Below are 14726 nucleotides of genomic sequence, written 5' to 3'. Positions count from 1 at the left end.
ACTGTCAATCTTTAATCGTATGGGGCTTTATCTTATAACAGTTACCGGGCCCGACATGGCCGCCGTGTTTTTATCCAGCCTGATAATGTAATAATAAACAGCCGCAGGCACTGATACGCCATTATAAGTACCATCCCATGGTTTGGCGTACCCAACCGAATGATAGACTTGTTGCCCGTATCGGTTATAAACGTTCACCACGTTATTGGCATAATAAGTTAACGCAGGAATATTCCAAATATCATTATTACCATCGCCATTAGGGCTAAAAGCGTTAGGTACAATAACAGCCGGTGGCAAAGCATTAATGGTTAAAATACCCGGTATATAAGTAATGATATAATTTAGTGATGCCGCACCACTTGCCGTGATCGGATACTCGCCCGCTGCAGAGGTGGTTACTGCTGTTGTGCTTGTTACCGGCAGGTTGTTTAATTGCGCAGCGGTTTCATTATTTACAAAACCCGAGTAGCTTACAGTTAAAACAGGATTTATACTACCTGCAACTTTAAGTTTGTTATCGGCGGTTATGGTTAATTGTGCTGGTATAACTGTACTGTTTGGCATAGCCCAGTTGGCAGTTACCGCGCCGCTGCTTAATACAATGTTACCGCTGTAAGCGCCAACAGGAGTTGTCGCTTTTAGCCTGATGTAAATGGTGGCAGCTGCAATATCCCCAGCCGAACCTACACTTACTGTTGGAGAAAAACTGGAATTATTTGTACTCACCTCAAAACCCTGAGGCGGTGTTATAAGGATTCCTGCGGGCAGGCCGTTACCAGATATGCTGAAACTGGTGGATGCCGACGGTGTTCCGTAAATAGTATTTAACGGGCTCAATACTCCAGTAGCTATAATAGTTACCGGGGGCAAAACAGTGATAGCACCTGTTTTATAGGTGATAATATAGCCGTTTGGGATAAATGTGCCGCCAAAAGCCGACGATGGATTTATAGAACCCGGGTAATTTCCCACTGGGTCTGTAGCTGCCGATCCGCTGCCATAACTTAAGGATACGCCCTCAATAATTTGATTGTTTTGTAAACCGGTTGTGGTAAATGCAATAGATACATTAGTTGGCCTTAACGTAGTGCCGAAAGGTTTATTAACATCGTTGGCAATAATAGTTAAAGGTGCAGGTACAACGTTGATATTACCCGGCATAAAAAAAATGGAGTAATTATTGGCCAAAAATCCATTTCCAGAGCCGCTTATGGTTGCTACAATAGTAGGATATTTGCCGGGGAGTGCTGTGGGGTAACCGCCGTTACCATAAGTTAAACTTAGTGATGTAATGGTATTACCGTTTTTTAAATCGTCTTTACCTACAGTAAAAGCGGTTGAGCTGGCATCAATGGTAAGGGAAGCGCCATATAATTTGTCAACATCATTTGGCACAATTTCCAGCGATGTAGGGGTAACGATACTAATGGGCATTAATAAATTAATAGGCGTTGCGCCATTGGCACTAAGAGTGATATTACCGGAATAACTGCCTGCATTGCTGGTAGCCGTAAGCCTGATATAAACCACCACATTATTTGCATTACCGGCTTTGCCGGCAGCTGCGGTGGGGCCAAAGTTTTTATTATCAATACTTACCTCGAAACCTGCCGGTGCAGTAACAGTAATACTGCCCAATAAATTACTGCCCGATACGTTAAGCTCCACGGATGATGATGGGGTACCGTAACTGGTATTAACACCGGTTAAAGGAGTTGCGCCTGTAATTACCGGTCCGGGGTTAACCGTAATATTAAAAATTGATGTCGCGCCTGTACAAGTAGAAGTTTGGGTAACGAAACTGCCAAAGGAGTAAGGTGCAGCGCCTACATTAATAGTTGACACTATTGAATTATTGGCAGTGTTTATAACAGAAACATTATTTGATAACTGATTGCTTACATATAACCGGGTACCATCTGCATTTAGCGAAACGCCACGGGGATAGGTGCCCACGGGGATAATCGCTGTTATAGCGCGCGTGCTATTGTCTATAACAGAAACAGTTCCGTCGCGCGAGTTTGAAACATAGATTAAACTACCATCCGGGCTTAATGTTAAGCCTGTAGATTCCGGCCCAACAGGAATTTCATATAAGGTTGAAGTGGTGGCGGCATCAATCACTGATATTGAGTTGCCGCTTGAATTGGCAACATAGATCTTGCTGTTATCGGGGCTAACCGCAATCCCTAAAGGCCAGCCACCAGCTTGTACCGATCCTACTACTGCATTTGTTGCCGTGCTATAAACTGTCAACTGAGCATTTGAATTATTGGTAACGTATAGCTTACTGCCATCGGGGCTTATAGCCAGGCTTTGCGGGTTTTCGCCCCCGGTAGGTAGGGTTTGTATAACGGTATTAGTTGCGGTATTGATTACAGATATTGTGTTGGAAGGGCTTTGATTGGTTACATAGGCACGGCCGCCGTCAGGGCTTATCACAATCCCGTAAGGATGGTATCCAACAGTTATATTACTTATCACCTTATTGCTGGCAGCATCTATCACCGAAACTGTACTGGGGTTAATAGACCCTATGAGACTCTGGTTTGTTATATACACTCTTTTGCCATCGGGGCTAACTGCCACGCCTGTTGGTTGTATGCCCACGGGTATTGTAGCTACAATTGCATTGGAAGCAAGGCTGATAACTGATACTGTATTGTCATTAATATTGGTGATGTAAGCGTAAGCCGGCATTGGTAATGGGGTTATAGTTACAGTTGCTTTAATTGGGTTGGCCGTTTTATTTACCGCGGTAAATGAAGCAATGTTACCGGTGCCACTTGCTGGTAAACCAATTTGGGGCGAGTCATTTGTCCAGGTAAAAGAATTGCCTGTGCCGGTAAAGTTAACAGCCGCCGTTGCAGTGCCGGTTACTACCGTTTGGGAACCAATCATGTTTACTGTTGGCAGGGTATTGATAGCGGCTTTTACCGGTATATTTTGATCTGCAGCTCCCGGTGCACTAAGGACTACATAGCCCTTGATATTGCCCGCTGTTGCCGATGCTGCTGAACGCACAAATACTGATGTGCTGCCAATTGAGCTAAAAAAAATGCTATGCTGGTAACCGCTGTATTCGGCAGTTGATATTTCAAAACCGGGTGGCGCGGTTGCAGTAATATTTCCTGACAATGCCCGGCTGGATACAGTAAAATGCATAACGTTGGGGCTTAATGACGAATAACCTGCGCAGCCAATAATGTTGCCACTAACTGAACTGGCTGTAATAACAGGTTCCGGATCAACAATAATAGTAAAAGTTACTGGCTGGTTGTTGCAGCCTTTGCCCCTGGCAATAAAATTACCTATAGAATAAGGATTAACGCCTACCTGCACCCGCCCTGCAGTATTGTTAACGTTTGCCAGGTTTACATAATTAACGGCATTATTACTGTAGTCAACCATGTAAAGGTAGGAAGCATCCGGCGTCATCGAAACAGAATAGCATTGACCGCCATTTGCGTATGAAAGCCCCGAGTTGGTAGCAATATCTTTGACGAAAAAATAACCGTCGAAGTTACCGCAATAAAGCCTTTTTCCATCCGGACTAAAAGCCATGCTGGTAACACCTACTCCCGGTAGTGTTGTTTGTATTGGGGTGTCATCGGCTACGTTAATAGTAGTTAAGCCCCTGGTTCCTATATCAGCAACGTAGGCCGTTTTACCGTCGGGGGTTACGGCTACGCTAATAGGGTTAAATGAAGCATCAACGGTAGCCTTCACACTGGCCGATGCCGTATTGATAACGGTTACCGTTCTATCATCAAAGTTGGCAACGTAAACTTTGGTGCCGTCAGGAGTTATGGTTAACCCCCAGGGCTTGTGGCCAACAGGGATTACAGATTTTGCCAAACCCGTGGCAACATCAATAACTGATACCGTATTGTCGTCCGAGTTAGTAACGTACGCATGGCTACCATCGGTGCTAAAAACTACACCTTTTGGGCCTTGCCCCACGAGAATTGTGCCTATAACGGCATTGGTTGAGGTACTGATAACTGATACGTTGTTTGACCCATTATTGGTTACGTAAACCAGCGTAGCATCTGGGTTAACAGATACCCCAAATGGCTTTACATTTACTGGAATTGTGGCAATAACCGTATTGGTGAGGGTGCTTACCACCGATACATCATTTGATCCGTAGTTAGCGATATAAGCAAAATCTGAAGACGCCGGAGTGGCGGTAATAGTAGCAATAATGGGGCTGTTGCTGGTGTTTGTAGCTTTAAACGATGCAATATTACCTGTACCTGCCGCAGCCAATCCTATTTCCGCCGAGTTGTTGACCCAGCGGTAAACGCAGTCGCCGGCCGGGAAGGCTACTGCGGCAGTGCTTTTGCCGCCTGTTAGGTGTTGGTTTGTTTGGGCATTAATAGCGATTGAAAAACATACAAGAAACGCTGCCATATGTGCAAATAGTAAGTATTTCTTCATTGCGGCAGGCCTGTATCCACTAATCTGTTCAAGGTTTTTGGTATTGAATTTATAACAGCTCAAATATATTTTATTCCGTTTAATTAAAACTGATATTTAAAGGTAATAAAAAATATTTATGACTATAAAAGTACCTGGCTACACGAGCAGGTTGTAAGAGACGGTTGCACCAAATCAGATATGCTGAAATTCAAATGGTGCAACCAAACAGGGGCTTAGTATACAGGCCAGGCAGCTTTGCAATTAAGCTTGAATAATTTTACATCTTCCTTGTAGCCACATAAGCCACCAGGTACTGCGGTTCGGCTTTAGGGCCCGCCTTAAGTACACCTTGTTCTGCACCGGCAATTACCTGGTTTAGCCGTGTAGCTACAAGTCCGGGCACGGTGGCAAGTACATCAGGTGCCAGCAGGGCCGATATTACCGGGTAGTATTTCTTTTCGATAGCTGCTTTTTGTTTATCGGCGGCAATGCTTACATTCCACAACTCGTCTTTAGCAAACCCGTACTCACTGGCGCAGTTGGTTAACTCATATAAAAAATCCCTGGCCTGGGCCTCGGCAGATTTGGCGGCCATTATTTGGCTTTTTTATTGGGTACTATAATTTCTGGCTTGGCTTTGCTGGTTTTACCGGCCTGGTAGTCAGACGGGGCTTTTTTACCTACCGGATTTGGCATGCTTTTTTTGTCTTTGCTCATGGTAGTATGGGTTTTATAACCTGCCGGATGTATTTCTGGCTGTGTGTAGTAATCAAAGATGAACTAATAAAACGACGTTTGCGCTATGTTAAAATAATAATTAAATAATTGGGCTATCTTTACTTTTAGATTAAAAAACAACAAAACTAATTCGTAGTTGATGTGTTGTTTGGTTCAATAATAAAAGGTAAACTGCACTCATGAACGCTGAACAAGAAAAAACAAGATATAACGAAACTGAACTACTGGAATTTAAAACGCTGATACAGGGCAAAATTAAATCGGCCCGTGAAGAACTGCTCGATCTGACCTCTTCCATCAGTAATCCCAACGCCAATGGTACCGATGATACGGCCAGTTCGCACAACACTTTGGAGGATGGCTCGGCTACGCTGGAGAAAGAATCTATCAACCAACTGGCATCGCGCCAAAAGAAATTTATCGACCAGCTGGAAGCAGCCCTGGTGCGCATAGAAAACCGTACTTACGGGATTTGCCGCGAAACAGGCAAACTGATCCAGCGCGAACGTTTGCTTGCCGTGCCACACACTACGCTGAGCATGGCAGCTAAGCTGAAGCAATAAGTTGTAGTAAGTTATTTGAAAAATCAAAGCCCGGATGGATAAACATTCGGGCTTTATTTTTTGGTCAATTTCTCCCGTTTGATATCCATGTAATTTTCGGGTGTTTATTGAAATCAAATATTTTGACATCATTCCAGAATTGCCATATATTTATCAGCAAAGAAATCATTATCACAATACCTGCTTAATGGTTTGCCTTAACGTATAAAACAAACCTAACCTTACCAGATGAAAAAATGGTCAATAATTATTGTATGCTTTTCTTGTTTATTTCTGGGCGCTATTTGGTATATCGAATTTAAATATAAATTAGAATCGCTCGATTGGTTATTAACCAAATTGGCAGGTATGACGTTGATATCGGTAGCTTTAATTTTTGTAATTGTTACCAATAAGGAATCAACCGGGAGTAAAATTTTAAGGATATGTAATTTGCTTTTTTGGATGATATTTATGGGGTATAAAGATATATCCAAATACAACAATAATGTCCATCTGAATAAGTTTGGCTTAGTGTTTAATGGCACCAGGCGAAAGTTGGGCGTGCCCGAAATTCCTGCCAACTGGAAGATTGAATCCCGGAGAGATGGATCGGTTAGCTGGACATCAACGGACACTACAATTGGCCATCAATCTAAAGAGATTTATATTGATTCGGTTTATAATGTTGATTTTGAAGATGATCGCTATAAACTTAAATCAATTGACAGCGTATCCAGGAGTATCTCTATTACCAGCCAATACGCACGCGGTAAAGCCAAAGATTCCATTTTTTATTATTTTAACCCGGGTGATAGCAGCCGGTTAATTTCCAGGCAACAGGCTGATAGTATTTTTGCGGCGGAAAGAATTAGAAAAGATTATCAGCGCTAATATATTAGGAATACCCGGCTGATAACTTCGAAGCATTATTCGCCATGTTTTTAATATTAAGCGATATTTAGCGTAGTTTTATAAACCATTAGCCTGAATACCACCATGAAAATAATAGCATCGATATTAATAGCCCTGGTTGCCGTTGAGCACATTTATATTTTATGGATAGAAATGTTTGCCTGGACAACCAAAGGCCGCGCAACTTTTAAAACCTTCCCGGCCGAGTTGTTTGAGCCCACCAAAAATCTTGCAGCCAACCAGGGGCTTTATAATGGCTTTTTGGCCGCCGGGCTGATATGGGCGCTACTCATTGGCGATGCCGTGTGGGCCAAAAATGTAGCCATGTTTTTTTTAGGCTGCGTAGTAGTAGCAGGCCTGTACGGCGGCTTTACGGCAGGTAAGGCTATTTTTGTAAAGCAAATGCTGCCCGCCGCCATAGCTTTGTGCGCGGTATTGGTATGGATGTAGGTTAACCCGCCTCGCTGTTTAATTACTAAACCTGTTATATTGGCCCCGCTCCATCCTGATATCCAGGCGCTGCAGCATGGCCGGTAAATTGAACCCTTGTTGCTGGTATTCGGCCTGCACCAATTCTTTCGCGTTTTTTAGGGCTTCTTCACTGGCCCATTTGGCTATGGTTACGCAAATAAAGTTGCCCTCTTCGTCGGTACGTTCATAAGCCTCATCGCCAATAAAACCGGGAAGTTGTTTGATAAACGAACGATTGATGTGCATGCGTTCGGTAAATTCCGCTTTTGCGTTTTGGGGCATTATAAAGCGGTCGATAAATATTTGTTCCATTTGATTTGTGTTATTAATTATGTTAAAAGAGTGCAGGCATAACCCTGCCTGTTCATGATATGGGTAACCTGCGGCAGGTTAATTTCCTGCTGCGCCGATTCAATACGCAGTATCCGGTCGCAATCCTCCAGGTCAAAATTGATGCGGCAATGGGGCAGATGTTGCAATAGCAGGCTAATCAGCGTAGTAGCTTCGCACTCCTGCATTACATCGGTTTTAAATATTTCAACCTGGGTGCTCATGCTCAGTAAGCAATTTCGACGGCCGCCCTGTAAATGTCTTGATTGACGAGGTTGCTTACCATATAATGGGCTACATCCGCACGCGATATCTGGAGGCAATTTTTTAAAAACCGGTTTACAGCGGTGCGATAATTACCCGTTAAAGGTTTGTCGGTTAATTGTGGCGGGCGGATAATTGTCCACTCGGCGCTACTTTCTTTTATAATAGCTTCCATCCGGTGCAGGTCGGCATACATATGTTTAAGCAGTTTTTGAATTACATACCGGGCAACCAGGCGCACATACCAGGGAATTACGGGGCTGATTTCCACCGCCGAAGCCGAGATGCAAAAGATGCGCTTAACACCATGCTGCTCCATTGCTTTTAAAAGGTTAGCGTTGCCTTGTGAATAAAGCGTGGTATGCTTATCGCTAAATAAACCGCCGCTTACGCCTAATGCCGATAGCACAATTTGCTGGCCTTTCACTTCATCCGCAAAACTTTCGGGCAGCATGATATCGCCCTTTATTATATTAAGATTTGGATGCATCAGCTGCAATTTAGCCGGGTTACGTACCAGCGCGGTTACCCGGTGACCGGCCTGCAAAGCCTGCTCTACCGCCCGGCGGCCAATGCCGCCGTTGGCGCCTGCAATAAATATGTCCATAGTTATATTAGTTAAATTTAAAAACGCTTAAAAAAATAATCAGTAAAAACAGCAGCAACTGCAGCAGGTGAAAGGTTTTAATACGGCTTTTGATCCGGGCAACTTCGGTTGTAAGCACCCATCCTTCAACCTCCAATAATTTGCGAAGCTTCAGGCCCTGCCGCCGCCCTACTAACAGGCTATTGAGGATTACCAGGACCACCAGTGCAAACTTTATCCTGAACCAGAGCTGCTCGCCAAAAACGCCGTGGGTTATGGCCATCATGCCTATGCCGCTGGTGATAAGTACGGCGGCACCAATGCCAGCTACCCGTGGCAGCATGGCCATCATGTTCAATAAAGCTTCGGGACGGTTGCCCTGGCCGGCAAACTTCCAAAACGATGCGTACGCCAGGTAATCAACCAATGTGGTACCGGCCATTAATACTAATGCTGTTAAATGCAGCACCAGCAAAGTGGGTAAAAGATAAGTGATTTGCATAATTTAAACCTTTTGGTAGTAAATAATATACAATATTATACCATGTGGTAGTATATAGCAAATAACTTTTGTCATTTTTTTATAATTTTGCTTCCAAATGGTAGTAAATCAAACAGTGGAGTTAGTGAAGCGCTGGGGCGCTTACGAAGCGCAGCATCCCGGAGCCAGTATTGAAGATTTTTGCCGGCACCAACTGGCGCAAAATGTTAAGCCCGAAAGTTATGGCACGCCCAAAGGCGACCTGAGGCCCGACCTGAACGGCCAGCTGGTAATCCTGTTGCGCCGGATTGGTAAATTCCATATCGCTTATTCAAATAAAGCACTGGAAGGTACCGGGTTAGATCAGATGGAAGAGTTCGGGATCCTGGTAACCATTTATAACCAAAAGAACCCCATCAAATCAGAAGCCATCTACAATAACATTATGGAACTATCCAGCGGTAGCAATATGTTGATCAGGCTAAAGAAGCGGGGCCTGGTGAGCGAATACGACGATGAGCAGGATAAACGGGTAAAACGCCTTAAACTAACCGCCAAAGGCGAGGCTACATTATTAACTGCCAAAGAAGTGGTACTGAAAGTGGCCCGCATGATGGTTAATGACCTGAGCGATGAGCAAAAGCGCCTATGCATCCAACTGCTTAGCCCGATTGACCGCCGCTTCTCGGGCCTGTTCCAAAAACAGCGCGCCAAGTCATTTGATGAGATTTACCTTGAAAATATAGGGTAAGCCGTTTTTATTGAACGGACTTTTGAAAAGCCCCGCTTTTAAACAAGCTCTGTTTCCCGGGCTTTCTTGCTATAATCTGCGTTTGGTTTGTGTGGGGCAGGTGCGGCTGCTTTTTGGTATTGTGTGGTTATGAGACTGCCTTTTGCCGCCGCGCCAATTACAATAGCTGCAGATACCAGCACAATGTTTTTAATAATGTATTGACCCAGCAAAGTGGGAATAAATACAGATGCGCCAAAGGTTTCATGAGGGAAGAAAAATAAAGGCAAAAATGTGCCTGCCATTTGAAAATAGAGCAATAACAGCGTAAGGCGCAGCCATTTTTTAAACACCAGCCCAAAGCCAATAGTACACTCCCACATGGCAAGTAATGGTAACGAAACCTGGGGTTTAACCAGCCCAAATGTTAACGTGTAAATGGTTTTACCGGCAAGGCCCTCGGCAGGGCTTACACCTGGAAAAAATTTAAGCAGGCCGAACCAGATAAATACCAGCCCCAGGGATATTCGTAATATATTTAGGCCATTTTGAGCTTTCCATGCTGCTAATTTCTTCTCCTGCGATGCTATCAAACTAATTACCCGGTTATTTCTCATTATTCTTTAAAACCCATTAACACATTTACAGGAATGCTGCCGTTAAAGATGCAAATAAAGAATCAATAAACTAAGCGGAAAACAAGCAGATTGAAATGGGTTTTAAAGATCCTTTTTAAGTAAAGTTTTAACAAACAATTTTTAATGCACCGTTGTACTTGATGAAAAAATGGGATATGTTATTTAATTTAGCTTTATTGGTTTTTTTTAACTACCAATTAGCTATAACACCTTATGGATTTCATAGCCTACCAGCAACTCTTTCAGCATATTTTAATGGATACCAATCCCCGGTTTCCTTATGACGATCCCCATTACCTGAATTATACCCGGCTAAATTGGTCGCGGCAGGAGCGGTGGTTAAAAGTGGGTGTGCTGAATGAAGAATTAGTTGAACTGATAACAAGTATCAGTACCAAACAAAACTGGACTATTATTACCGAACCATGGTGCGGTGATGCATCTCACAGTTTGCCGTTTATTCAGCGGCTATCGGCTTTAAACCCATTAATAAAAGTTGATTATCAATTAAGAGATAGTGAGCCATTTTTAATAAATAATTACCTCACCAGGGGCAGCAAATCAATACCCAAACTGATTATTGCCGATGCCGAACATCAAGACCTTGCCACCTGGGGCCCACGGCCGGCCGGTTGCCAGCTGTTATATGAGCAGCTTGTTAAGGATCATGTTGTTATGGAGCAACAAAAGATAGCTTTACAACAATGGTACAATGCCGATAAAGGCGTGAGTTTGCAGCAGGAGCTGATTGTTATTTTTAATGCGATTGGGCAATGATTTATATCGCATGGCGGAGACGACTCACCCCGGCTACGCTGCGCTGGCCGACCCTCTCTCCGGCTGAAGCCGCATAGAGGGTGAAGCTCATTTTTTGTTTCTTATCTTTTTCTTTTTTTTGCCCCCTCTATGCGACGCAGTCGGAGAGAGGGGAAGACGGGCGCAGCCTCGTCGGGGTGAGTCGTAGCCGGCGTTCAAAGCCAATGTTTGTGTAAAATCAAATACATCCTGAACAAAAACTCAACTCAATAACCCACCCGTAAATGACACCTTAATCTTTGACTGAAAGTTTTCAATAATCTTGAAAATTTCCTTCAGCGTAACGCGTTCAATTTTTGAAAGTTGCGAGATGTCGATATAGTTATCCGGTTCGGTATGGTCCTGGATGATTTGTTCGGTTTGTTTTTTTAGCCGTAGGTTCATCAGGAAGTAGTAGGATTGAATCAGCTCGTGATATTCCGATTCTGAGAAAATTCCTTTTGCTTTAAGCGCTTTCATGCGTTCGCCGGTGTTTACTTCAAAAACGCGGTTTTTAAGGGCGTAAACCCGTACCAGGTCAACAATGGGGCTCATTGTTCTTTTGATATCAAATACCTCACGGCTATCTTTTTTAAACGTGCGGATGGTATTGAAAAACGTTAACGGCGGCTCATATTGCAGGGCGTTTTTGGCCATATGGAAAAATAACTTTTCCAAAGGCTGCTGCAACCGCTCGTCTAAAAACTGGTGCAGTTCGTCCATAATGGTGCTGTCGCCATAAATGCTGCGGCAATCAAAAAAAGTAGAAAAGTTGATGACCGTTTCGGGGATAGATTCATCCATCCAGTAATCGTAATTGCGTTTCCAATGCGATAGGGAGTGGGTCCACTTGGGGTTTTGGGCCATAAAATCGCCTGTGCAGTAAACAAAGCCAATGTTATTCAAGTCGTTAGACACCCGGGTTGCCAGGTCAAGGAAATAGGCACGTACCTCTTCGCGGTGTTCATTGGCTTTATCTTCATAAATAATGGCGTTGTCCTGGTCGGTTTTAAAGGTTTGTTCTTTACGGCCTTCGCTGCCCAGTACCATAAACACAAATTTGGCTGGCGGCGGCCCAATTTGGGCAATTACGCTTTCAATTACTTTTTGGGCAATGGTATCGGCAACGGTGGTGATAATCTGGTTCACAATTTCGGCGTTCACGCCGCGCCCCAGCAACTGGGTTACAAATTGTGGTACGCTTTGCCATTTGCGTTTTAACTCATCTGTTGATAATGCCAGCTTAACCGATTGAATAAATACCATCGGCGATTGTGCCTGCTCGCTTAACAGCTTGTTTCGGCTGATAAAGCCCACATACCCGCCAGCGTTTTCAATGAGGATATACCGGGTTTTGGTCTGGAACATCAACAGCAATGCCTCGTAAACAAAGGCATCCGCGCTGATACTTACTATCGGCACATCCATCACCAGGCTTATGGCACCGGCCATGTCATGCTGCCTGGCTATCACTTTATCGCGCAGCGTTATATCGGTTACATAGCCAATAATCTTTTGCTCATCATTTAATATAAAAAGGCAGCTGGTTTTTTGGGCAGCCATTAGCTGGGCAGCTTTGTATATGGGTGTGTGGCCGTGGCAGGCTATTACAGGCCGGTATTCAATGCTTTCTACCCGGCGCGAGTATAATTGCTCAGAAGCGATATAACTTTCGGCAAACGAGGCCGGTTGCTTAAAAAAATGGACAAACTCCTCGTTTTGCATCCGCTTGCCAAACTCGGCAGTAAAATGCAAAAAGAAATCTTCGTAGGTTTTGCACAGCAGGCGAAAATCTTTACGGTGTAAAAAATAAACCAGCGTATCCTTTTTGGCAACAACGGTTCGTAATGATCGCCGCCTGTTGAGTAATACCGAAACGCCGCCGTAACAAAAACCAGGTTGGTGGTTTTCTATCAATCGCTTATTGCCGGTGCTGTCATAAAAAAAAGATTCATAACTACCCTTTACTATAATGTCAACACCTTTCATCATCGTAACATCCTGCTGGTAAATTACCACATCTTTTTGATAGCTGATTTCCTGCAATTGTTCGGCTACGCCTTGCAGTACCTCGGTGGGCAGGGCGTTAAAAGGTGTAATGGATTTTAAATATTCCAGTCGGTTGTTCATAGGCTGTAAATGATAATGACCATTAACAATATAAGCATTAACGCGGGCAATAAACAGCCTCTTTGCTTTTGGGTCGGATCGCGCTGCTGCTCGAAATCAAGGTTTTGCTGCCTGATGCTTTTATCAGATATTTCGCCACGATTACGCAATTCAAAAAAGCAAGCGGCTGTAGCCTGAGCATCATATAGTGCATTATGCTGGTTTTGCAAATCGGTGTTAAACAGCATATAGTACAGCTCTTCCAGCCGTAAATGGCGCGTAAGCGAGCTGTGTACCAGTTGAGTGGTGGCTACCATGGTACAAAAAACAGGAAGCTTGCCGAGCGGGTTTGCTATGCCCGAGCGGTAAAATGCCGCACCAAGCAGGTAATAATCCAGCCGGATAAAATGGCCTATCAACATGGGGTTGTATTGCTGTACATCTGCTGCCAGTAGTTGTATTACCTCGGTTCGTGGTTTACCGCTCAGCTTCAAGAATTCCGGTGTCAGGTGGTGGATAGCCAGGGCAGCGGGAGTAATGGCAATTCCGTCGCTTTGGATATAGTGGTCCTGTTGTTTAATCAGCTTGTGATGTTTATCGTAAATAAGCCAGGATACCTGTAATGCGTGCGGCCAGTTTTCATCGGCACTGTAGGGCAGGTTCCACTTAAGCGGCAGGCCCGAGGCTTCTGTATCGATAAATAAAAAATAGTCGTTCAAGGTGTTTGCCGGATTGCTGTTTGCGCTGGAATTCAAAAGTAATTAATTCCGGTAAAAGTTGATGGGAATAAAATGGCGGCGACTTTTCAAGCCGCTGGTCATGCTGGTGTTTAATACCATGCTGAAACCTTCGTTAGCAGGAGCGACTACCTGGATAAGGACCAAAAGTGACATTTATAGGTACGACTGGCTTATATGTAAAATCAGGAAATAGGCACTGATTACTAATACGCACAGTTATTGCCTCCCTATTCATCTTTTGGAAGCATCCGCACAGAAATTATGCACACTATTGCACTTAGCAGCAGGACTGTTAAAATTAGAGTTATCAATGGGGGTATTAATTAATTGGTAATGATAAAGTTACACAAAAAATTAATATAGGTAAAATATTTTAAAAAAAATATCGTTGTGTTGATTTTTTTGCGCTGAGGAGATTAATTAGGATCACCAGCCGGGAGGATATGCTGAAAATAAAAGTAAGGAGCCTGAATTGCCTTTATTTACAACGTAGGGCTATCGTAAAATCTTGCTTTTAGCTTATCTTTTAAATAAATTTCCAGAACCTGCACCTGGCCGGCCTTGTAAATATCCTGTATACTTAGCGTATGTTTTTGGTTTTCAAGCTCAATAATTAACGAGGGAACTTTTCTTACCGCTATGTAAATGCAATATATGCCCAGCAGTACCGGCAAAACCGGCAGTGCTATTGATTCTATGTAGATGCGGTGTACGGTAGGATCATAAAAGTTTTGGTATACGCCTATGGTATTGTACACCGAGAAAGTAACAAATAATATTCCGACGATTAAGGTAAGTGCAACGTTTTTTGTTTCGACAGCCCTGGCGAAAGTGGCTTTGTGAATGTCGTAATAATTGATGGTTTTGTAGTTGAACCGGTTGCGCAGCAGGTGAACGCCCTGTGGGGATAAAGCAAAATCTTTTGATTGGATATCGTAATTGTTCATGACAGGTTAGTT

General features: G+C 43.7%; 17 protein-coding genes. 5 read left to right on the top strand and 12 right to left on the bottom strand.

Features of this window, described 5'->3' with window-relative positions:
• Positions 1 to 27: 27 nt before the first annotated feature.
• The 3 genes from AC1RM2_RS06405 to AC1RM2_RS06395 form a co-directional block, all read right to left on the bottom strand.
• Entirely contained in the window at positions 28 to 4419 is a 4392-nt protein-coding gene (locus tag AC1RM2_RS06405; RefSeq protein WP_492984170.1) for a YVTN family beta-propeller repeat protein, read from the bottom strand.
• Positions 4420 to 4705: 286 nt separating this feature from the next.
• Entirely contained in the window at positions 4706 to 5023 is a 318-nt protein-coding gene (locus tag AC1RM2_RS06400; RefSeq protein ID WP_477368256.1) for a hypothetical protein, read from the bottom strand.
• Positions 5023 to 5145, bottom strand: a complete 123-nt coding sequence (locus tag AC1RM2_RS06395) for a hypothetical protein (protein WP_255369814.1) — start codon at positions 5143 to 5145, stop codon at positions 5023 to 5025. Before AC1RM2_RS06395 ends, AC1RM2_RS06400 begins: the two co-directional genes overlap by 1 nt.
• A 200-nt stretch (positions 5146 to 5345) precedes the next feature.
• On the opposite strand from AC1RM2_RS06395, the gene AC1RM2_RS06390 reads away from it, so the two are divergent.
• The 3 genes from AC1RM2_RS06390 to AC1RM2_RS06380 all read left to right on the top strand — a co-directional run bounded on the left by AC1RM2_RS06390 (position 5346) and on the right by AC1RM2_RS06380 (position 7073).
• Complete coding sequence (locus AC1RM2_RS06390) at positions 5346 to 5729, top strand: TraR/DksA family transcriptional regulator (protein ID WP_090645387.1); 384 nt, start codon at positions 5346 to 5348, stop codon at positions 5727 to 5729.
• A 228-nt stretch (positions 5730 to 5957) separates the two neighbouring features.
• Positions 5958 to 6602: a hypothetical protein gene (locus AC1RM2_RS06385; protein WP_492984169.1), complete on the top strand. Its 645-nt coding sequence runs from the start codon at positions 5958 to 5960 to the stop codon at positions 6600 to 6602.
• A gap of 105 nt (positions 6603 to 6707) precedes the next feature.
• Positions 6708 to 7073, top strand: a complete 366-nt coding sequence (locus AC1RM2_RS06380; RefSeq protein WP_492984168.1) for a DUF1304 domain-containing protein — start codon at positions 6708 to 6710, stop codon at positions 7071 to 7073.
• 18 nt (positions 7074 to 7091) lie between these two features.
• Here the strand turns inward: AC1RM2_RS06380 and AC1RM2_RS06375 are convergent, their stop codons facing one another.
• The 4 genes from AC1RM2_RS06375 to AC1RM2_RS06360 are packed head-to-tail and all read right to left on the bottom strand — an operon-like array spanning position 7092 to position 8776.
• Positions 7092 to 7406 carry an antibiotic biosynthesis monooxygenase family protein gene (locus tag AC1RM2_RS06375; protein ID WP_492984167.1) on the bottom strand — a complete coding sequence of 105 codons (315 nt, stop codon included), beginning with the start codon at positions 7404 to 7406 and terminating at the stop codon, positions 7092 to 7094.
• A 17-nt stretch (positions 7407 to 7423) separates the two neighbouring features.
• Complete coding sequence (locus AC1RM2_RS06370; protein ID WP_492984166.1) at positions 7424 to 7648, bottom strand: hypothetical protein; 225 nt, start codon at positions 7646 to 7648, stop codon at positions 7424 to 7426.
• 2 nt (positions 7649 to 7650) lie between these two features.
• Positions 7651 to 8295: an NAD(P)-dependent oxidoreductase gene (locus tag AC1RM2_RS06365; RefSeq protein WP_492984165.1), complete on the bottom strand. Its 645-nt coding sequence runs from the start codon at positions 8293 to 8295 to the stop codon at positions 7651 to 7653.
• A gap of 7 nt (positions 8296 to 8302) precedes the next feature.
• Positions 8303 to 8776, bottom strand: a complete 474-nt coding sequence (locus AC1RM2_RS06360; RefSeq protein ID WP_492984164.1) for a hypothetical protein — start codon at positions 8774 to 8776, stop codon at positions 8303 to 8305.
• A 97-nt stretch (positions 8777 to 8873) separates the two neighbouring features.
• On the opposite strand from AC1RM2_RS06360, the gene AC1RM2_RS06355 reads away from it, so the two are divergent.
• Complete coding sequence (locus AC1RM2_RS06355) at positions 8874 to 9506, top strand: MarR family winged helix-turn-helix transcriptional regulator (RefSeq protein WP_492984163.1); 633 nt, start codon at positions 8874 to 8876, stop codon at positions 9504 to 9506.
• A gap of 38 nt (positions 9507 to 9544) precedes the next feature.
• Here AC1RM2_RS06355 and AC1RM2_RS06350 read toward each other — a convergent pair whose 3' ends face one another.
• Positions 9545 to 10102, bottom strand: coding sequence for a DoxX family membrane protein (locus AC1RM2_RS06350; RefSeq protein ID WP_492984162.1), 558 nt, complete (start codon positions 10100 to 10102; stop codon positions 9545 to 9547).
• A 234-nt stretch (positions 10103 to 10336) separates the two neighbouring features.
• Here AC1RM2_RS06350 and AC1RM2_RS06345 point away from each other — a divergent pair, with 234 nt between their 5' ends.
• The gene (locus tag AC1RM2_RS06345; RefSeq protein WP_492984161.1) at positions 10337 to 10900 is read left to right on the top strand and encodes a thioredoxin family protein; all 564 of its coding nucleotides are present in this window, start codon (positions 10337 to 10339) and stop codon (positions 10898 to 10900) included.
• A gap of 240 nt (positions 10901 to 11140) precedes the next feature.
• Here the strand turns inward: AC1RM2_RS06345 and AC1RM2_RS06340 are convergent, their stop codons facing one another.
• The 4 genes from AC1RM2_RS06340 to AC1RM2_RS06325 all read right to left on the bottom strand — a co-directional run bounded on the left by AC1RM2_RS06340 (position 11141) and on the right by AC1RM2_RS06325 (position 14714).
• The gene (locus tag AC1RM2_RS06340; RefSeq protein WP_492984160.1) at positions 11141 to 13048 is read right to left on the bottom strand and encodes a DUF294 nucleotidyltransferase-like domain-containing protein; all 1908 of its coding nucleotides are present in this window, start codon (positions 13046 to 13048) and stop codon (positions 11141 to 11143) included.
• Positions 13045 to 13782, bottom strand: coding sequence for a 3'-5' exonuclease (locus AC1RM2_RS06335; protein WP_492984159.1), 738 nt, complete (start codon positions 13780 to 13782; stop codon positions 13045 to 13047). Before AC1RM2_RS06335 ends, AC1RM2_RS06340 begins: the two co-directional genes overlap by 4 nt.
• Before the next feature lie 6 nt (positions 13783 to 13788).
• Positions 13789 to 13920, bottom strand: a complete 132-nt coding sequence (locus AC1RM2_RS06330) for a hypothetical protein (protein ID WP_492984158.1) — start codon at positions 13918 to 13920, stop codon at positions 13789 to 13791.
• 329 nt (positions 13921 to 14249) lie between these two features.
• Positions 14250 to 14714, bottom strand: a complete 465-nt coding sequence (locus AC1RM2_RS06325; protein WP_492984157.1) for a hypothetical protein — start codon at positions 14712 to 14714, stop codon at positions 14250 to 14252.
• Positions 14715 to 14726: the final 12 nt, after the last annotated feature.

The organism is Mucilaginibacter sp. GW822-FHT03E02, from assembly GCF_058801545.1.
This window is presented reverse-complemented; position numbering and strand designations above follow the sequence as displayed.